Origin of the sequence: uncultured Campylobacter sp. (assembly GCF_938040115.1) — a bacterium.
Classification (GTDB): Bacteria; Campylobacterota; Campylobacteria; order Campylobacterales; family Campylobacteraceae; genus Campylobacter_A.
In genome coordinates this window covers 15,116-32,046 of the sequence record NZ_CALHXD010000016.1, presented here as the reverse complement: position 1 = coordinate 32,046, position 16,931 = coordinate 15,116, and the positions used below count along the sequence as shown (strand labels likewise).

Genomic DNA, 16,931 nt, shown 5'->3' with positions numbered 1-16,931 from the left:
TGCTCATATACTTGCTAAGCGCGCGCATGACGTTGATAACGCGCTCGATCTTTTGACGGTGGATGTCTTGATACTGCATCATATCCATCGCCATCATTATCTCATCTTCCGCCATTCTAACGTTATCTAGCGTCATTTCGGCGGAGCTTTTTAGGGCGTTATTTTTCTCGAGCGCCTCGGAAAAAGCGGCGATATTCGGGAATTTTTCATGTAGTTTGGTAAAAATTTCGATATTAGCTTCTATACCGCTGATAATCTCGCTAAGTCCGTTCTCCGCGTCCATAGAGAAGTTATTGATCGCATCGAGCTTGTCAAACATCTGCGTGGCTTTTTCTTCGCTATCTTTCGTGACGTCGTCTAGCTGATGAACCATCTTATGATCATCCGTCGGAGGAGGTGGAGGCCACGATATGTTTGAGGATGCTCTATAGTCACCGTCAAATTTGACATCATCATCTTTGCGCTCCACTACTTCTTTGTCGGCAGCATTTAGGTCTAAATTTTCATCTCCGCTAGCTTGCGCGTCGCTCTCGTCTGCAGCTACGACGTCATCCAGATCGCCCGCCATCAAGGCGTCAAGTTCTTCTTGCGTCATAAAAACTCCTATTTAAATTTGGGCTGATTATATAGAAAATTAACGAAATATAAGTTTAAAAACCCAAACTTTATCCTTAAATTTATTAAATTTTAGGTAGCATTTGCAAAATATTTAAGGATAAAAATGAGAGTCGATCTGCACAACCACACGCCGCTTTGTAAACACGCCGTGGATAAGCCTAGAGAGTATGTTTTAAGCGCGATAAATTCGGGCTGCGAGTATTTTGGATTTAGCGATCACGCGCCGATGAAATTTGACGAAGCGTACCGTATGGAATTTTCGCAAATGCCCTCTTACGAGAGCGAGATTTTGCGCCTCAGAGGCGAATTTGACGGACGGATCAAAATTTTGCTTGGCTACGAAGTCGATTTTTTAGAGGGCTTTATGGACGAGCGGGTTTTAACGCGCAAGGTTGATTACCTAATCGGTTCGGTGCATTTTTTGGGCGGCTGGGGCTTTGACAATCCCGAATTTATCGGCGAATATAAAAAGCGCGACATAGATCAAATTTGGCGGGATTATTTTTACTGCGTCGAAAAGATGGCGAAGTCTGGCAAATTTGACATCGTCGGGCATGTAGACTTGCTAAAAGTGTTTAAATTTATGCCAAAAACAGACGTTAGAATCCTTGCTAAAGACGCCATCAATGCGATAAAAAAGGCAAATTTGACGGTGGAGATAAATGCAGCCGGTTTTAGAAAACCGATCGGCGAGCAGTATCCGAGCGTAAATTTACTAGAAATGATCGCCGAAAAAGACATGCCTATTACGTTTGGCTCGGATGCTCACGCAAAGGATCAAGTCGGCCTAAACGGCGAAAAATGCGAGCAAATCGCCAGAAATTTGGGCTTTACAAAATGTGCGGTATTTAAAAACCGCGATAGAGAATTTGTAAAATTTTAGATCGGGTAGAAAAAATTATTTAAATTAATCTTAAAAGTAAAATTTTATGATAAAATTACGAAATCAATAAACACAGGAGCGAAAAATGGGAAAATTCGTAAAAAGCGTCGATCATTTTTTTGATTTTTGCAAAGAGCACGAGGTTAAATTCGTGGATTTTAGATTTACCGATATGAACGGCGCTTGGCACAGCATATCTTATAACATAAAATTCGTAGAAAAAGATCATTTCGTAAACGGCATACCGATGGATGCGAGCTCGCTAGGAGGGTGGCAACCGATCGAAAGAAGCGACATGCTGATGTGTCCTGAGGCAACCAGCGCCTTTTTGGATCCTTTCACCGCCGACGTTACGGTCGTGGTTTTTGCCGATATTTACGACATTTATAAGGGGCAAATTTACGAAAAATGCCCGCGCTCGATAGCCAAAAAAGCCATGGCCTACGTAAAAGAGAGCGGCATGGGCGATGTGGCGTATTTTGGGCCGGAGAACGAGTTTTTTATATTTGATAACGTAAAAATAGTAGACAGCCCAAACTGCGCGATGTTTGAAGTGGACAGCGAAGAAGGCGAATGGAACGACGCTAGAGACTTTAAAGATAGCTACAACACCGGCCACCGCCCAAGAAGAAAAGGCGGCTATCTGATGACGCAACCGACCGATAGCATGGTCGATCTGCGTGCGGAAATGATGCAGGTTTTAGAACAAGTTGGCCTAGAAGTCATGCTAGGACATCACGAGGTTGCGCAAGGTCAAGGCGAGCTTGGCGTTAAATTTGGAACCCTTCTCGAAGCTGCCGATAACGTGCAAATTTACAAATACGTCGTTAAAATGGTCGCACACCTAAACGGAAAAACTGCGACGTTTATGCCAAAACCGCTTTACGGCGACAACGGCAGCGGCATGCACGTGCATCAGTCTGTATGGAAAGACGGCAAAAACTTGTTCTACGGCGAAGGAAAATACGCAAATTTAAGCGATTTTGCACGTTGGTATATCGGCGGAATTTTAAAACACGCAAGGAGCGTCGCGGCGTTTACAAACCCTAGCACAAACAGCTACAAGCGCCTAATACCAGGCTTTGAAGCGCCGTCAATCCTAACGTATTCTAGCCAAAACCGCTCAGCCTCGATCCGTATCCCGTACGGCTCGGGAGAAAAATCAGTCCGCGCCGAGATGCGCTTCCCTGACGGAACTGCAAACCCGTATTTGGCCTTTTCAGCGATGCTGATGGCGGGACTTGACGGCGTAAAACACAAGATGGAGCCGGTCGGCCCGATGGATGAAAATTTATTTAAACTCACGCTTGACGAGATCCGCGAGCGCGGTATCGAGCAGCTCCCTCATACGTTAAGAGGCAGCCTGGAAGCGCTAATTCGCGACAACGAATATTTGCGTCCAATCATGACACCGACGTTTATAAATGCGTATCAGCATTATAAATTTGAAAGCCAAGTATGGCCGTACGAAGCGCGACCTACTCCGTATGAGTTTAAGACTTGCTTTTCTTGCTAAATTTAAGGGACGCTAAAATCCTTTTTTAGTTTTTCAGTCAAATTTGACCTTTTTAAATTTGGGCCAAATTTGACTTTTTATGCGTTTTTGACGAATGCAAAATTTGTCAAAATAAATCAAATTTGAGGCTAAATTTGAAAAACAGCGGCTTTTTGTCTTGACAAATCAGCCTTTTTTATATATAATCACGTTTCGTTTTTTGAAAAAATGTCTTGTTAGCTCAGTCGGTAGAGCATTTCACTTTTAATGAAGGGGTCGCTGGTTCGAGTCCAGCACAGGACACCATTTTTTACATAGACCCTTTCGTCTAGTGGCCCAGGACTCTACTCTCTCAGTGTAGCAACAGAGGTTCAAATCCTTTAAGGGTCGCCACGATTTAGTCTTTTCGGTCGCTTAGCTCAGTTGGTAGAGCGCCACCCTTACAAGGTGGATGTCATAAGTTCGAGTCTTATAGCGACCACCATTTTAGGTGCAGCGGTAGTTCAGATGGTTAGAATGCCGCCCTGTCACGGCGGAGGTCGCGGGTTCGAGCCCCGTCCGCTGCGCCATTTGTCTTGTTAGCTCAGTCGGTAGAGCATTTCACTTTTAATGAAGGGGTCGCTGGTTCGAGTCCAGCACAGGACACCATTTATTTTTGTTAAATTTGGGTCGCTTAGCTCAGTTGGTAGAGCGCCACCCTTACAAGGTGGATGTCATAAGTTCGAGTCTTATAGCGACCACCATTTTAGGTGCAGCGGTAGTTCAGATGGTTAGAATGCCGCCCTGTCACGGCGGAGGTCGCGGGTTCGAGCCCCGTCCGCTGCGCCATTTGCCTCGTTAGCTCAGTTGGTAGAGCATATCACTCTTAATGATGGGGTCGTAGGTTCGAGCCCTACACGGGGCACCACGATTTATTTTATCATTGTTGGCCCTTTCGTCTAGCGGTTAGGACACCAGCCTCTCACGTTGGTAACACGAGTTCGATTCTCGTAAGGGTCACCAATCCACTTTTTAAATTTACAACTTCGCTTTTTGAGTTGCCCTGTATAAAAACCATATTTAAATATGAGCCAAAATTAGTAATCTCTAGCTTTTATAAAAAGCCTCAACCGCAAGCATTTAGTTTTGCGCCGATTCCGCCCAATAATATACAAGTAAAGCTATATAGTAATCACAAAACTACACACTTTTGGGGTTTTAATCAAGCCAAAAATGCTACAAAAATCATCTTCAAATTTCATTTCAATCAAATTTTGAAAATCATAAAATCTTGAACACAAATTTTTACCGGTTTTGTTTCAAATTTAAATACGAAAAACACTCAAGCAAGTAGCCAATTTTGCCGATTCAAGGACAAACTTAGCTAAATCCCCAGTCTATCCTTCGCCGCCTGCGTGATTTCCTCTTCGTAGTCGTAGTATTCAAACGTCGCGCCGTGCTGAAACGCGCCGTTTAGGATGTCGCCGCTTTGGCGATTTTTGAGGTCTATCTCGGCGATCTTAAAGCCGTCCAGCGTCTCGCAAAACTCCCTCAGGCGCGACGGCGGATTTTTGAGCTTTGTAAATAAAAAGCAAAATCCGCTCCCGCCGTTTCGCCCTACTCGTCCGCGCAGCTGATGTAGGCTCGCTAGTCCTAGCCTCTCCGCGCCCACGATCACGATCGTGCTAAGCCTGGGCAGCGAGATGCCGACCTCGACCACCGTCGTCGATAGCAGCACGTCTCCGCGCTCGCGAAATTCGCGCAGCACTTGCTCTTTTTCCTTATCCTTACCGTGCGTGACGTAGACGTTTGCGAAATTTGCTCGCCAAAACCCCTGCGCTTCCTCTAGCCCCTGATAGTTCGAGTTTTCGCTGCTCTCAACCAGCGGATATATCACGGCGACCTGCTTGCCTTTAGCGATTTGCGCCTTGATATGCGCTAGCAACTCGCCAAAGTCCGCACTTTGCAAAATTTGCGTGTGGATATGCTTTTCAAAAGGCATCTGCTTTAGGAAACTAAACTCCGCGAAGCTACTTTGTATCATGCTTAGCGTGCGCGGAATCGGCGTTGCAGAAAACTGTACGACGTGGGCCCTGGTCTCTCTCGCCGTTTTTGCCTGCCGGTTTTGGGGCGAGATTTCAGTCAAATTTGACCGTTCGTCCTCCTCAAATTTGCCCTCAAATTCACCGTCCGCTTCGTCGAGCTGCAGGTCTCGCCCGAGCTCCCCGCTAGCTAGAGCGTTGATTTTCTCGCGTTGATTAGAGCCGAAGCGGTGCTGCTCGTCTATCATAACAAGCGGCGCTGCGGGTAAGCTTTGATATAGCAAAACGTGCGTGCCGATGATGAGATTTATGCCGTCAAATTCGGGTTTATCGCCGCTTTTAACAAGCAAAACGCGCATAAAATCCGGCAGCAAGCGCGCCGCCTCGGCGTAAATTTGCTCGGCCAGTATCGATGTGGGCGCCATGATGAGCGCAGGCTGAGGATAGACGCTAAGCGCGGCAGCTAGCATAACAAGCGTCTTGCCGCTACCGACATCGCCCATCACGACGCGTCGCACCGCCTCCTTGCCGCTAAAGTCCGCGCGCAAATCAGCGATAGCGTTTAGCTGGTCGGAAGTCGGCGCAAATGGCAAATTTTTAAGCCACGAAGAGATATCAAAAAGCTTGACTTTAGGCGCCTTAAAGCGAGTTTTTTTAGCATTTAGTTTTTTTAGGTAGTTGTAAATTTCTACGAATTTTAACACCTCTTCGCCCGCTTTTTCTCGCACGAGAGCATCTAGTATCGCGACGCTTTTTTCGTCTCCTCTGTGCAGATCTAGCAAAAACTCAGCCTCCCTAGGCGTGAGTCCCGCCTCGATCAAATTTGGCGAATTTACGTACTTTTGGATCAAATTTTTAAACGAATCGTCTCTGAGAGAGAGTTTGTATTTGGGTATGATTTCGTTTATTTTCGTGACGATTTTTGGATTTGTTAGCTGCCACGAGCCGTAGGCGTAGGCGCATTTGCCGCTTACAATTACGCTTTTGCCGACTTTAAAAGCGCCGTGATGCCAAGGCTTGGCATTAAAAATCACGATCTTGACGTTTTGCTTCCACGCCTCGCACCAGCATACGGCGTGCAGCATCCCGCCCTGGCGATACGCGCTTTTTATCTCTACGGCGACGCTCACGTGTCCGTCTTTTGGCGCGGCGGCCAGGCTCGTATCCTCGAAGCTTTTAGGAAGCTTAAGCGCTAGGTCGAGCAGAGTGGTTACGCCGATTTTTTTTAGATTGATTTTGTCTTTTTCATCAAATTTCATTGTAAAGCACGGCAAAACTGAGCTTTTCTATCTCCGCGTGCTCCGCGATAAACGCGTTTAGCTCAGCAAGCTTTAGCTTTGAGATTTTTTCTAGCTCGTCTTTAAAATTTCCTAGCTTAAAGCCGTTATAAAACTCGCTTTGAGCGATATTTAAGCGGTTAAAAAGCGTCTCTTGGCGTAGCGGCTGCGAGCCTAGCAAAAATCTTTTGGCTTGCACTAGTTCGCCAGCCTTTACGCCGTTTTTGACGAATTTTGAAAATTCGTCTTTTACGACCGCAACCGCCTCGCTCCTGCTTTCGTTTTTGGTTTGCAGGTAGCCCCAAATTTGCAAGTGGCTGAGCGCAAATTCGCTCCTAGCATACGCCGAATACGCTAGCCCCCGCTTCACGCGGATCTCCTCCATCAGCCTACTGCCAAAGCCGCCCTCGCCCAAAATAAACGTCGCGACCTTAGCCTTATAGCGCTCCTCTCGGCAAACGTCAAAAGGCGCGCCAAAGTAGATATAGGCTTGCTCGCTAGGCTTGATGATGGACTTTTGGCCGCATTTTTCATCGGTTTTTAGCAGTTTTAGTTCGCGCGCTTCGCCCTGCTTTAGCGAGCTTAAAATCTCGTCCAAATTTAGCTCCCACGGCGTCACTTCGCCGCCTAGCACTACAAATAAATTTGCCAGATCAAGCTTGCTAGAGATGAAGTTTTTAACGTCCTCTAGCGTTATACTCTCCACGCTTTGCTTCGTGCCGATGCTAGGTCTTGCTAGATTTGTACCGGGATATAGCAGCCCGTTTAGCGCGACTCTAGCTAGATAGTCGTAGTCGCTCTCGTTGCCAGAAATTTCGCCCAGCGTCAAAGTTCGCACCTTTTCAAAGCTTTTTTGGCTTAAATTTGGCTCCTCTAAAAGCTCTTTTAGCTTGGCAAGCGCAAAAGAAAAGTGCTCCTTTAGGCAGTTTAGCTCAAACGCAAATGTCTCAAATCCAGCACTCGCGTAAAGACTAATCGCGCGCGTTTCAAGCTCTTTGGCAAAGCCCGCCGCGCCCTTACTTAGCGTGCCTTCGTCAAAAATTTTCGCGACGATTTTAGCAAGTCCGGCCTTCTCCTCCGCGCAAGCTCCGGCGACCTTAAAAATAAGCTTTAGACTCACGGCAGGCAGGGTTTTGCTCGCCTCGTAAACGGCAGGGATTTGTAAATTTGCGGCTTTTAAATTTATGATTTTCATCAATAAAACCTTTCTAAAATATCATAATTGGTATTGCGTTTGGCGGGTTTTTCGCCGATGTCTTTGATGAGGCGTATCATCTCGTCTTGATTCATACGGTAGCTAGCGCCCGCGGCCTTGACGACGTTTTCCTCCATCATCGTGCTGCCTAGGTCGTTTGCGCCAAACAGCAGCGCCAGCTGCCCGATGTAGCTGCCCTGCGTGACCCAGCTACTTTGGATATTTGGCACGTTGTCTAAAAACAGCCTAGAGACGGCAAGCAGGCGCAAATAGCGATTCGAGCTTTGCTTTTTGATCTCGGGACGTTCGGCCGCTAGGCGCGTATTTAGCCCCTGAAAGCTCCACAATATAAACGCTCTAAAGCCGCCAGTCTCATCCTGCAAACTCCTGATGTGCTCCCAGTGCTCCACGATCTCGCGCGTGGTTTCTACGGTACCAAACATCATCGTAGCCGTCGTCTTTAGCCCCTCCTCGTGCGCCTCACGGTGGATACGTAACCATGTCTCCACATCGCATTTTTTAGGCGCGATCACGTCACGGACGCGGTCGCTAAGTATCTCTGCTCCGGCTCCCGGCATCGAGTAGAGCCCCTTTTCTCGCAGACGGCGTAGCGCCTCTCTCGTGCTGATACGCGATATCCTTGCGATATAGTCGATCTCGACCGCAGAAAATCCGTGAATCGTGATGCTCGGATATTTTTTTGCGATAAACTCCACGAGATCCTCGTACCACTCGATTTTTAGCTTCGGATGTACGCCGCCTTGAAACAAAATTTGAGTTCCGCCGATAGCGATGAGTTCCTCGATCTTTTGCCCGATCTCGTCAAAGCCCAGCACATAGGCCTCCTCGTCCTTGTGATCGCGGTAAAACGCGCAAAATTTACAGTCCACCCAGCACGCGTTCGTGTAGTTGATGTTTCTATCCACGATAAAGGTCGTGACGCCGTCTGGATGCAGCTCGCGTTTGCGCGCTAGAGCCATCGCTCCAAGCTCGTTTAGATCGGCGTTTTCTATCAAATTTACCGCCTCGTCCACGCTTAGTCTATTCAAATTTTTCCTTTAAATTTTTTACGCGAGTTTAGCGAAAAACGCTTTTATCTTTGATAAATTCACGTTTTTTGACATCTTGCGGATATCGTTTCGCTCCTCAACGCAAAGGCAAAGAAATGACTTTAAAATCCACAATAAACGCGGCTAACTTAAGAAATTTAGCCCATTTAGCGATACCCGCAAGCCCATATCTGCCTACGTCACAAAACAGCCCGACCGCAGGGACGGCCGCGACGCCCCTAGACGTCATTAAGGCGGGCGTGACGGTCTGTACTGCCGCAGATAGCCGCTTTCCCGCATAAACCGTAGCGTCAAATTTGCCGCGGCCTTGAATTTAACCCGATTTATAAAGCTTAAATTTGATAAAATCCCGAGACATTTTATCAAAGGAGAAAAGATGAAAAATTTAGTTTTGGCTACGATTTTGGCGCTATTTTTTGCAGGTTGCGCGGCAAACAAACCAGCTCCCGCAGAGCAAAACGCGCAGGAGTATCGCCACGCTACGCAGATAAAAGACGCTAGCTGCCCGCATCACGGCATGGCAAACGCTAGCTGCGCACAGTCTCACACAGAGATGAAAGAGTGCCCTCGTCACGGAAATCACGGAGCGGATAAAAGCCCAGGCTGCGGCGGCGTTAGCGACAAATCAAAGCCATACCCAAAATGCGACACAAAAGCACAAGGCTGCGCTCATCACGGCAAAAGCTGCGCAAGCGACGAAGCGCACGCTTGTCCTCATCACAAACACTAAAATTTAATGCGGTCAAGGTCAAATTGGATCGCATTTTCAATTAAATTTACGCGCACAAAAGCAGCGCTTAGTTCGTTTGCTCGCTTAAAAACCGCTCAAAATCAGGTACGAATTTCGTCGGCAAAAACTCGGTAATTTCATATTTTGCAATACCGTTTTTAAAAAACGGATCTTGTCTGATAATCTCGTCAAGCTCCGGGCGATCTTTAACGTTTGCCAAGATAATGCCGCCGCTACGCGGGACTTTACGCCCAGAGCAGATAAATTTATTTTCTGCGTAAAATTTATCCAAAAATGCATTGTGCTCGCTTATGAAGCTATCGACCTGACTTAATTCTTTAACATAAGTTAAATTTATGATAAACATTTTGACTCCTTGAAAAATTTAAAAGCGGTTTTAAACCGCAAGAATAAAAATTTTAATCCCGCTGTAAAACGACTTTATTGCCTTTGGTGCCGAGCACGCGCACCTTTGCGCCCTCGGCTAAATTTCCGTCGTAGCGCCACAAAGTACCTTTAAAATAAACCATGCCCTCTCTGATCTCGCCCTCGCCGCTCTCGTTTAAAAAGTCATCTTTGACCTCGCTTTCGTGCTGGTTAAATTTGTCCTTTAGCGGCTTTCTAAGCGCAAAAAGCAGGACTAACGAGACGATAGCGATGAGTAAAATTTGATGCTCCCAAGCGATATCGATAAAAAATCCCAAAACTCCGACCGCTAAAAATCCAAGCCCGAAAAATAGCACGAAAAAGCTACCGATCATAAACTCGAGCATGACCAACCCAACGCCCGCAGCCAGCATCAAGTACGCGGGTATCATTTCGCCGCCCTAGCGCCTAAAAAGTCCTTTAAAACGCTTAGTGAGCCGATGAGCTCGGTCGCTTCGTAAGGGACTAAAATTTTATCTTTCGAGCCGTTTTTGGCTAGCTCGTTAAAGGCTCCCACGCGGTCGCGCGCGAGCAGGAACTCGGCGGCTTTTGCGTTTTGCGCCATGCTTTCGTTTATCATATCCATCGCCTCTTTTTGGGCCGTCGCTAGCGCGATTTGCTCGTATTTTTTTGCATCGGCCATACGCTCGATGGCTTCGGCTTGCAATACTTTTTCTTGTTTTAGCGCCTCGGCGTTGCGGATGAGCGCCTCTTTTTCAGCCTGCGCTTTTAGCTCGATCGCGCGTTTTTCGCGCTCGGCTTTCATTTGTAGATTCATCGCCTCTTCGATGCCGTGCGGCACGGAAATCTCGGAGATCTCGACGCGCATGATCTTTACGCCCCAGTTATCGGCGGCGTCTCCGAGCGCTCTTTGTAGCGCGGAGTTTAGGCGGTCGCGCGAGCTAAGCGTATCGTCGAGGTTCATCGCGCCGATCTCGCCGCGCAGCGTCGTCATGGCCAAATTTGCGATCGCGCGCTTGTAGCTATCGACGTTATACAGAGCCATTTTACCGTCCACGACCTTTAAAAACACGATACCGTCGACGCTGATGTTTACGTTATCTTTTGTGATGACTTGCTGCTTGGTTATATCTACTAGCTGCTCTCTAACGGTGATTTGCGCGCGGATCTGATCGACAAAAGGGATGATGATGTGAAATCCGCCGTCAAGCACCTTGTGAAATTTACCCAAACGCTCGACGATGTAGATATCAGACTGCGAGATGATCTTGATACCGGCTTTTAAAAACAAGACCGCAAAGGCCAGCACGACCACGGCAAATACGATAAACGGGATGCTCTCTTCCATGACTACTCCTTAAAATATTTTTTATCATTTTAGCCGCTTTTTGCTAAAATTTCGCCATTTTAGCGGAAAATTTTTAGTATAATTAGCCAAAATTTTAAGGATAAATCATGAAAAATATTTTATTTTTAGCCGCAGCTGCGATGATATTTGCAGGCTGTGCGGCAAGCGGCGGCACAAGCGCGGTAAATAGCAAAAAATGCGGCAGTACTGAGGTTTTTGAAACGTGCGGCGCCGAGATAGATAAGGAAAATTTGATCGGCGTTTACGAGGCTAAGGTGTTTTGCGACGGTTGTAGCGAAAACTCAAAAAGCACGCTAACGCTCAACGCGGACGGTACGTTTAAAATCGACACCGTTTATCAAAAAAAGATTGCGCAAAGAGAGCTACAAACAGGCATTTACGAGATAAGCGGCAACACTCTAAGCGTTACGAATCAGTACCGCGAAAAGCTAAATTTCGAGATTAATGGCGATACGCTTCGCCAGATAGGCAACCAAAACAGCTTTATCAAAGAAAATTTCGCCCAGGAGCGCATCTACAAAAAAGTAGAAGCAAACTAAGCGGCAAATTTAGCGTTCAAATTTAACCCGAAGCCCAAAATGAGTAAATTTATCAACCTACTAAAAACCCAGCCTGTTTTCGCGCGCCTCTCGCTCATACAGCTGATTTGTTATTTTGGCGTTTGGTTCTCGCACACGGGCATTTTTACGCTGCTTATCGAGCTTGACGCGCCCGTTTGGGCGATCACGGCCGCAGCTGCGCTAGCTTTCGTGCCGGGCGTGCTACTATCGCCTTTTAGCGGTATCGTGGTGGATAAATTTAGCCCCAAACCGATGCTAATAGCGCTCACTGTCGTGGAGATGGTGACTGTTTTTATGCTCGTTTTTATCGACAAACTCTCCTTGATGTGGCTGCTATTTGTGATAATATTTATCAGAGTCGGAGCCGGTGGGACGTATTTTCAGGTCGAAATGAGCCTTTTCCCCAAAATTTTAAACAAAGACGACCTAAAAACCGCAAACGAGATCCACTCACTCATTTGGGCGTTTTCATACACCGCGGGCATGGGGCTAGCGGGCATTTATATCCATTTTTTCGGGATAAAAAGCGCCTTTTTGCTAGACTGCGCTCTTTACGGCGTGGCGCTTATCGTCCTGCTTAAAACAGATATCGCCGTGCGGGCTAAAAAAGACGGCGAAAAAGTCCGCGAGATGCTAAAAAACGGCCTAAAATACATAAAACAAAACCCCCTCATCGCGCACCTCATCATGCTGCACGCGGTTGTAGGCGTGACCAGCTACGACGCGCTCGTGGCGCTACTAGCCGACTATCCGTACGCTGGCCTGCTATCGGCATCTCTCATCATCGGCTACATAAACGCTTGCCGCGCCGTCGCCCTCATCGTCGGTCCGCTCGTGCTTAGCAAATTCGTCTCAAACTCCAATCTCGTCTATATCTACGTCGGGCACGGCCTTGGCGTCATAGCATGGAGCGCGCTGCAGTTTAACTTTTATATCGGATTTATCGGGATTTTTTGCGCGGGATTTTTCACCTCGACGCTTTGGAGCTACACCTACACGCTCATCCAGCAAAAGTGCGATCCCTCATTTTACGGCCGTATAATCGCCTATAACGATATGGTTTATCTAGGCGTCGCGGCGGTGATTTCTAGCGGTATAGGGCTGCTTTTTGAGCTCGGGCTTAGCCTCTCGCTGATCACGGCGCTGATAGGCTGTATGTTTTTTGCCGGAGCGATTTACTGGCTTTTCGTGCGTAAAATTTACAAAGACGAGCTAGCGTAAATTTGCTTTACGGCGCGGGTTTGGCAAGTGGCAAATTTAATCAAATTTGACCCGGCAAATTTACCGTCCGCGTCAAAAATGCAGCCGTTCGCTCACGTCAAATTTAAACAAATTTGAGCCAAAATTTGACCTCAAATTTATCTCACTCAGGCCTTAGCGTAATAAGTCGTTCCGTTTAAAATATGTTTTTTATAAAGCGTCGTAAACGGTACCAGATCGGCGTGTCCGACGTAGAGCCTACCGTGATCGCTCAAAATTTTATGAAAGCGCTCGACCGTTTTTAGCTTAAATTCCTCGTTAAAATAAATCATCATATTTCGAGAGAAAATGATGTCAAATTTACCGAGCTTAAAGATCGCGTCGTCAAAGATATTTGCCACGCTAAACTCGCATCTAGGCAGCATCTCGCGCTTGATTTCGTACTTGCCGTCGCGTTTTGTAAAGTATATATTTTTTTGATTGTCGTTTAGGCGGTGCAGTGAGCGCTCGCTATAAACGCCCTTTTTACAGCTCTCGATAGCCTCGGAGTTTATGTCGATACCAACGATGCTGACGCGATTTACGTCGAGCAAATTTGAGTGCGCTAGCATACCTAGCGAGTACGCCTCGTCGCCCGTCGAGCACGGCGCGCACAGTATCCGCACGCTATCAAGCTCCTCTCTGGCGTAGTAGATCGCGGCTTGTAGCTGCGGCAACTCTCTGTAAAAATAAGTCTCGTTCGTGGTGATCAAATTTACGATTTCTTGCCTCATAAAGCGGTCCACGAGGACTTTTGAGCTTAGCGCTTCAAAGCTTGGGATGCGGTTTGCTTGGCAGAAATTTATTAGGCGTTGCTTTATCATGTCCTTTTTGGACTCTAGGTCTACGCCGCACATATTTTTGACGACTTCGACGAATTTATTTAGCCCCGCCGCATCGCTAGGAGCGGGCGTCAAATTTGCATTTTCAAGCATGTAAAAACCTTTCTAATTCCGCTCTTATACCGCCGATGGGTAGTGACTTTAAATTTGCATTGATTTCTTTCGCGCGTTTTGGCATGCCGTAGACGATCGCGCTCTCCTCGTTTTCGGCTACGCATTTGGCGCCGGCTTTGTATAGCTCGTTTAGTCCGCGCGCGCCGTCGTCGCCGATGCCCGTTAGCAGTATCGCCATGACGTCGGCAAACTTACAAGCCTGCACGCCGGAGTGAAAAAGCACATCCACGTTGGGGTTATACGTGGTCTCTTTCATAGGAGAGCACATGCCCGCCGTTAGGGGGCTAGCAGAGATTATCTCGGAGTTTTTCTCGCAGATATATATCGCGCTTTTTAGCTGCACGGGCGCCCCTAGCATGACCACCTCCGCCGCGCACTCCTTATTAAACTGCGAGATAAAACTAGGTATAAACGCTAAGCTCATGTGCTGCGCGATAACCACGCTAGCACCGTTTAGCTCAAGCCCTTTAAAAAGCCTTTTTAAATGTCCCGGACCGCCCGTCGAGGCGCCGACTAAGACCAATTTTTGTTTCAAATTTATTCCGTTTTTTGAGTTAATTTTACGGCTATTTTATCTTTATTTATATTAAATTTAGCTATAAGGCAAAAATACATAAAATAATGCAAATAATTTTACGATAACTAGACGCTACGATGAAATGTGGGTGAGATTTTGACGATTCCAGAAATGGCGCGAAATTGGTTAAATTTTACCGAGACATCGGCGGTCTAGGTCGCGGCTTTTATACAGAACATATATGCTCAAATTTAGCTCGCTTTCATTTTATGCGCGCCTTGCTGTGCTTGTACTCAAATTTGACCGCACGAAACGCATTTTATCGCTTTTGCTTTATTTGCTACGTTTAGCTACAAACTTTCCGTCAAATTTTACTTTATGATTGACGGTTTTATCTTTTTTAGATGAGGCTCTTTTTTATCGTGAGTTACCGCTTTTTCTAGCGCGTGTTTCGGATAGTTTGCGCTTTTTGACGCGTTACCGCTAGCAAAAATCAGAGCCGAAAATAAGATCAACAAAGGCAAGGCTAAAATCACTATTATTCCGACCGTCTTTTTCATTTAAATTTCCTAGTTCGCGCTCAAATTTGCACTTGCGATAAGCCTGCCCTCGCTTCTACTTTGCCGCAAGCGCCCTATTTTTTATTCGTCATTTGATACAAAAAGCTAAAGATTTCCGCGACCGCTTTATAGAGATTTGGCGGGACTTCCTCGTTTAGATCGACCTTGCTTAGAACCTCGATTAGATCGGCGTCCTCTTTGATCGGTATATCGTGAGATTTGGCTAGATTTATGATATTTTTTGCCACTTCGCCCGAACCCGTAGCTAGCACCTTTGGAGCATTATCTTTTTGGCGATTGTAGCCAAGAGCCACGGCTTTTTTAGTTTTTTGCACTTTTGCCAAATTTACGCCTTTTTATCAAAGCCCATATCAAGCTTATCCAGACCGCCGTAAACGCCGCTAAGACGCAGTTTAGGCATAGTTTTTAGGCTAAAATTCGACACTATCAGCCCCTGCTCGCCGATAGCCCTTTTTAGCTCCTTCGCGCCGCTTAAAATCAGATCCTTAAACTCCTCTTTTTGCGTCGCGATCGCAAGGTCGATGTATTTGTTTTCGCTGAGCGCCACCATGATATTGATTTGGCCGAAATTTTGAAAATTTAGGTCGATTTGCGCGTAGTGTTTTTGCTTTTTGCCCTGCTTAAACCTGATATTTCCGCCCTCAACGCCCTCCCAGACGTACGGTAAATAGGTCTGCACGCCGCCTGCGACCGCGGAGGCTAGCTGATGCATCTCGATTTGAGCGAGCAGCTTTGAGGCGGCGTCTTTTACTGGGCTAGCGTCTGGGGACTTTGACTGCATATTTAAAAGCGCGCTTTTTACGTCGTTTTGTAGCACCTTTGCCGTCTCTTCGGCGCTTTTTGGCGTCACGGCGCCAAGCTCGGCGCGAGCGATGTTTTGCTGCTTTATTAACTTGCCGACCTCATCTAAGTTATTTTTTGCTTCAAAGCCCGCTTTATCGGCGATTTGCAGGGCAAAATTTAGCTTTCTAGCCGCATTTTGCAGCTTATCTTGTAGCGTCGCGCCATCGCTTCCTTCCGCGCCGTCTCGGACGATTTTTTGCGCGAAATCGTTAAATTTATCCTGCGAGGCCGCAAGCGCGCTAAGCTCGTCCGTTAGATCTTTTACCGCGCTTTTTAGCTCGGCGAAATTTAAAGCAAAGCCCCTGTTTTGACTTAGCTTTTCGCTGTTTAAATTTTGCATTTTCTCACCCGCGTTTGCCAGCAGCTGCGAGATTTTATTTAGCTCGGCGTTTAGCGTTTTTTCGTTTAGGCTTAGCCCGCTGCCGCTCATGGCGTTTGCTTGCTTGTCCATAAATTTAGCCGAGTTTTCGAGCTTATCGGCGATTTCAAAAAGCTGTTTAAAAGGCGAGCCCGCTAGCGTATCTTTGGCTGCGGTTTTAGCGCTTTGTAAAATTTGATCAAGCCTCGCAAAGCTCTCGTTCGTGCTTAGGCTGTCATCCTTAGCTAAGGCTGAAATTTGCTCCAAAAGCTGCTGATTTGAGAGATTTTTTATATCGCCAAATAGCTTATTTATCGCGCTAGGTAGGTTAAATTTGCCGTTTAGCGCGTCCTTTAAATTTGCCTCCAGCATGATACCCGAGTTTTTTATCTGCTCGTTTAGCGGCGCGCTTTTTATGTCGGCGACGGGTTTTAAAAACTCCTTTAGCTTAAGCGCGAACTCCTTTAGATCGGGCTCGTTTTCGGCAAGTGCGACGAGGCTTTTCATATCTTTTGCGAGATTTGGCGAGAGCTGGAGATTTTTAGCCTGCGCGGCTAGCTCTTTGGCCTGCGTCGGGCTTGATTTTAGCTCGTTTAAAAGCTTATTTACGAGCTTATCTAGATCCTTTACGGCGTTATCCGCGGCCTCGGAGTCTAAATTTTGCGAGGGCGCAGGCTGATTTTTAAAAAGATTTTTGGTTTCGCCCGTCTGTCCGGCGTTTGCGCCGCCTACGCCGCCGGTTTTGGGTAGCGCGCCGCTGACTGCGGCCTGGGTCGCGATTTGCGAGCTTATAGCGTTATTTACTGATTCCATACGGCTATATCGTCAAATT

The 16,931-nt window shown here is 46.9% G+C and carries 18 protein-coding genes and 9 tRNA genes; 15 read left to right on the top strand and 12 right to left on the bottom strand.

Annotated features, from left to right (window positions below):
- The coding region (locus Q0314_RS00870) for a chemotaxis protein (RefSeq protein WP_298055451.1) at positions 1–595 on the bottom strand (595 nt) is incomplete at its 3' end.
- A gap of 126 nt (positions 596–721) precedes the next feature.
- Here Q0314_RS00870 and Q0314_RS00865 point away from each other — a divergent pair.
- The 11 genes from Q0314_RS00865 to Q0314_RS00815 all read left to right on the top strand — a co-directional run bounded on the left by Q0314_RS00865 (position 722) and on the right by Q0314_RS00815 (position 3,998).
- Positions 722–1,501 (top strand): histidinol-phosphatase, encoded by a 780-nt coding sequence (locus Q0314_RS00865; RefSeq protein ID WP_298055450.1) that lies wholly within the window; start codon positions 722–724, stop codon positions 1,499–1,501.
- A gap of 85 nt (positions 1,502–1,586) precedes the next feature.
- Positions 1,587–3,017 (top strand): type I glutamate--ammonia ligase, encoded by a 1,431-nt coding sequence (gene glnA, locus Q0314_RS00860; RefSeq protein ID WP_002946283.1) that lies wholly within the window; start codon positions 1,587–1,589, stop codon positions 3,015–3,017.
- A gap of 209 nt (positions 3,018–3,226) precedes the next feature.
- A tRNA-Lys gene (locus tag Q0314_RS00855) sits at positions 3,227–3,302 on the top strand.
- A gap of 11 nt (positions 3,303–3,313) precedes the next feature.
- A tRNA-Glu gene (locus Q0314_RS00850) sits at positions 3,314–3,389 on the top strand.
- A gap of 15 nt (positions 3,390–3,404) precedes the next feature.
- Positions 3,405–3,480, top strand: a tRNA-Val gene (locus Q0314_RS00845).
- Between the two features lie 8 nt (positions 3,481–3,488).
- Positions 3,489–3,565 (top strand) — tRNA-Asp (locus Q0314_RS00840).
- 3 nt (positions 3,566–3,568) lie between these two features.
- Positions 3,569–3,644: transfer RNA gene (locus Q0314_RS00835), tRNA-Lys, on the top strand.
- A gap of 19 nt (positions 3,645–3,663) precedes the next feature.
- A tRNA-Val gene (locus Q0314_RS00830) sits at positions 3,664–3,739 on the top strand.
- A gap of 8 nt (positions 3,740–3,747) precedes the next feature.
- Positions 3,748–3,824 (top strand) — tRNA-Asp (locus Q0314_RS00825).
- Positions 3,825–3,827: 3 nt separating this feature from the next.
- Positions 3,828–3,903: transfer RNA gene (locus Q0314_RS00820), tRNA-Lys, on the top strand.
- A gap of 20 nt (positions 3,904–3,923) precedes the next feature.
- Positions 3,924–3,998, top strand: a tRNA-Glu gene (locus Q0314_RS00815).
- Positions 3,999–4,359: 361 nt separating this feature from the next.
- Here Q0314_RS00815 and Q0314_RS00810 read toward each other — a convergent pair.
- The 3 genes from Q0314_RS00810 to Q0314_RS00800 are packed head-to-tail and all read right to left on the bottom strand — an operon-like array spanning position 4,360 to position 8,538.
- Positions 4,360–6,276 carry a DEAD/DEAH box helicase gene (locus Q0314_RS00810; RefSeq protein WP_298055453.1) on the bottom strand — a complete coding sequence of 639 codons (1,917 nt, stop codon included), beginning with the start codon at positions 6,274–6,276 and terminating at the stop codon, positions 4,360–4,362.
- Positions 6,266–7,489: a pitrilysin family protein gene (locus Q0314_RS00805; protein WP_298055447.1), complete on the bottom strand. Its 1,224-nt coding sequence runs from the start codon at positions 7,487–7,489 to the stop codon at positions 6,266–6,268. The genes Q0314_RS00810 and Q0314_RS00805 overlap by 11 nt, the downstream gene beginning before the upstream one ends.
- Positions 7,489–8,538 (bottom strand): dehypoxanthine futalosine cyclase, encoded by a 1,050-nt coding sequence (locus Q0314_RS00800; protein ID WP_298055445.1) that lies wholly within the window; start codon positions 8,536–8,538, stop codon positions 7,489–7,491. Before Q0314_RS00800 ends, Q0314_RS00805 begins: the two co-directional genes overlap by 1 nt.
- A 116-nt stretch (positions 8,539–8,654) precedes the next feature.
- Here Q0314_RS00800 and Q0314_RS00795 point away from each other — a divergent pair, with 116 nt between their 5' ends.
- Both Q0314_RS00795 and Q0314_RS00790 read left to right on the top strand, forming a co-directional pair.
- The gene (locus tag Q0314_RS00795) at positions 8,655–8,840 is read left to right on the top strand and encodes a hypothetical protein (RefSeq protein ID WP_298055444.1); all 186 of its coding nucleotides are present in this window, start codon (positions 8,655–8,657) and stop codon (positions 8,838–8,840) included.
- 95 nt (positions 8,841–8,935) lie between these two features.
- Positions 8,936–9,289 carry a hypothetical protein gene (locus Q0314_RS00790; protein ID WP_298055440.1) on the top strand — a complete coding sequence of 118 codons (354 nt, stop codon included), beginning with the start codon at positions 8,936–8,938 and terminating at the stop codon, positions 9,287–9,289.
- A gap of 67 nt (positions 9,290–9,356) precedes the next feature.
- Here the strand turns inward: Q0314_RS00790 and Q0314_RS00785 are convergent, their stop codons facing one another.
- The 3 genes from Q0314_RS00785 to Q0314_RS00775 are packed head-to-tail and all read right to left on the bottom strand — an operon-like array spanning position 9,357 to position 11,024.
- Positions 9,357–9,656 (bottom strand): YciI family protein, encoded by a 300-nt coding sequence (locus tag Q0314_RS00785; protein WP_298055438.1) that lies wholly within the window; start codon positions 9,654–9,656, stop codon positions 9,357–9,359.
- 52 nt (positions 9,657–9,708) lie between these two features.
- Positions 9,709–10,107 carry an NfeD family protein gene (locus Q0314_RS00780; RefSeq protein WP_298055435.1) on the bottom strand — a complete coding sequence of 133 codons (399 nt, stop codon included), beginning with the start codon at positions 10,105–10,107 and terminating at the stop codon, positions 9,709–9,711.
- The gene (locus tag Q0314_RS00775; protein ID WP_298055433.1) at positions 10,104–11,024 is read right to left on the bottom strand and encodes an SPFH domain-containing protein; all 921 of its coding nucleotides are present in this window, start codon (positions 11,022–11,024) and stop codon (positions 10,104–10,106) included. Before Q0314_RS00775 ends, Q0314_RS00780 begins: the two co-directional genes overlap by 4 nt.
- Before the next feature lie 107 nt (positions 11,025–11,131).
- On the opposite strand from Q0314_RS00775, the gene Q0314_RS00770 reads away from it, so the two are divergent.
- On the top strand, positions 11,132–11,584 hold the full coding sequence (locus Q0314_RS00770) for a copper resistance protein NlpE N-terminal domain-containing protein (RefSeq protein ID WP_298055430.1): 453 nt from the start codon (positions 11,132–11,134) through the stop codon (positions 11,582–11,584).
- A gap of 39 nt (positions 11,585–11,623) precedes the next feature.
- Entirely contained in the window at positions 11,624–12,826 is a 1,203-nt protein-coding gene (locus Q0314_RS00765) for an MFS transporter (protein WP_298055427.1), read from the top strand.
- Positions 12,827–12,972: 146 nt separating this feature from the next.
- Here Q0314_RS00765 and Q0314_RS00760 read toward each other — a convergent pair whose 3' ends face one another.
- The 5 genes from Q0314_RS00760 to Q0314_RS00740 all read right to left on the bottom strand — a co-directional run bounded on the left by Q0314_RS00760 (position 12,973) and on the right by Q0314_RS00740 (position 16,912).
- Positions 12,973–13,779: a protein-glutamate O-methyltransferase CheR gene (locus Q0314_RS00760; protein WP_298055425.1), complete on the bottom strand. Its 807-nt coding sequence runs from the start codon at positions 13,777–13,779 to the stop codon at positions 12,973–12,975.
- On the bottom strand, positions 13,772–14,335 hold the full coding sequence (locus Q0314_RS00755; protein ID WP_298055422.1) for a CheB methylesterase domain-containing protein: 564 nt from the start codon (positions 14,333–14,335) through the stop codon (positions 13,772–13,774). The genes Q0314_RS00760 and Q0314_RS00755 overlap by 8 nt, the downstream gene beginning before the upstream one ends.
- Positions 14,336–14,688: 353 nt before the next feature.
- A complete protein-coding gene (locus Q0314_RS00750) occupies positions 14,689–14,877 on the bottom strand; it encodes a hypothetical protein (RefSeq protein WP_298055420.1) in 189 nt (62 codons plus the stop codon).
- Between the two features lie 74 nt (positions 14,878–14,951).
- Positions 14,952–15,221, bottom strand: coding sequence for a FlhB-like flagellar biosynthesis protein (locus Q0314_RS00745; RefSeq protein WP_009493814.1), 270 nt, complete (start codon positions 15,219–15,221; stop codon positions 14,952–14,954).
- 2 nt (positions 15,222–15,223) lie between these two features.
- Positions 15,224–16,912 carry a flagellar hook-length control protein FliK gene (locus Q0314_RS00740; protein WP_298055417.1) on the bottom strand — a complete coding sequence of 563 codons (1,689 nt, stop codon included), beginning with the start codon at positions 16,910–16,912 and terminating at the stop codon, positions 15,224–15,226.
- Positions 16,913–16,931: the final 19 nt, after the last annotated feature.

Bases quoted from the DNA above. Each gene is read 5' to 3' on its own strand.
- Q0314_RS00865 (WP_298055450.1), top strand. From the start codon at position 722: ATGAGAGTCGATCTGCACAACCACACGCCGCTTTGTAAACACGCCGTG.
- glnA (WP_002946283.1), top strand. From the start codon at position 1,587: ATGGGAAAATTCGTAAAAAGCGTCGATCATTTTTTTGATTTTTGCAAA.
- Q0314_RS00810 (WP_298055453.1), bottom strand. From the start codon at position 6,276: ATGAAATTTGATGAAAAAGACAAAATCAATCTAAAAAAAATCGGCGTA.
- Q0314_RS00805 (WP_298055447.1), bottom strand. From the start codon at position 7,489: ATGAAAATCATAAATTTAAAAGCCGCAAATTTACAAATCCCTGCCGTT.
- Q0314_RS00795 (WP_298055444.1), top strand. From the start codon at position 8,655: ATGACTTTAAAATCCACAATAAACGCGGCTAACTTAAGAAATTTAGCC.
- Q0314_RS00790 (WP_298055440.1), top strand. From the start codon at position 8,936: ATGAAAAATTTAGTTTTGGCTACGATTTTGGCGCTATTTTTTGCAGGT.
- Q0314_RS00785 (WP_298055438.1), bottom strand. From the start codon at position 9,656: ATGTTTATCATAAATTTAACTTATGTTAAAGAATTAAGTCAGGTCGAT.
- Q0314_RS00780 (WP_298055435.1), bottom strand. From the start codon at position 10,107: ATGATACCCGCGTACTTGATGCTGGCTGCGGGCGTTGGGTTGGTCATG.
- Q0314_RS00775 (WP_298055433.1), bottom strand. From the start codon at position 11,024: ATGGAAGAGAGCATCCCGTTTATCGTATTTGCCGTGGTCGTGCTGGCC.
- Q0314_RS00770 (WP_298055430.1), top strand. From the start codon at position 11,132: ATGAAAAATATTTTATTTTTAGCCGCAGCTGCGATGATATTTGCAGGC.
- Q0314_RS00765 (WP_298055427.1), top strand. From the start codon at position 11,624: ATGAGTAAATTTATCAACCTACTAAAAACCCAGCCTGTTTTCGCGCGC.
- Q0314_RS00760 (WP_298055425.1), bottom strand. From the start codon at position 13,779: ATGCTTGAAAATGCAAATTTGACGCCCGCTCCTAGCGATGCGGCGGGG.
- Q0314_RS00750 (WP_298055420.1), bottom strand. From the start codon at position 14,877: ATGAAAAAGACGGTCGGAATAATAGTGATTTTAGCCTTGCCTTTGTTG.
- Q0314_RS00740 (WP_298055417.1), bottom strand. From the start codon at position 16,912: ATGGAATCAGTAAATAACGCTATAAGCTCGCAAATCGCGACCCAGGCC.